General features: G+C 61.0%; 1 protein-coding gene. It reads left to right on the top strand.

The features are described from left to right. Nucleotides 1-29: 29 nt before the first annotated feature. Nucleotides 30-241, top strand: a 212-nt coding sequence (locus ACPYOG_RS20460) for a histidine kinase dimerization/phospho-acceptor domain-containing protein (RefSeq protein ID WP_481295905.1), incomplete at its 3' end; no start/stop codon positions are given.

The following is a 241-nucleotide window of genomic DNA, read 5'->3' on the forward strand; positions in this document are numbered from 1 at the left end:
TCGATCGACTGCTCAGACAGTTGCGATCTTTGCTGGAGCGCGAACGTCGTTTTATTGCCGACGCAGCCCACGAGTTGCGTACGCCGCTGGCGATCATTGATATCCACGTGCGCAATGCCCGCCAAGCCAGCAACGAAGAGGAGCGCGAGGAGGCGCTGGCGTTTCTACAGCAGGGCGTGATACGCGCCACACGAACCGCCAGCCAACTGCTGACCATGGCCCGTTTGGAGCCTGCCAGCTA

Source organism: Leifsonia sp. HAY1-4F (assembly GCF_056755275.1).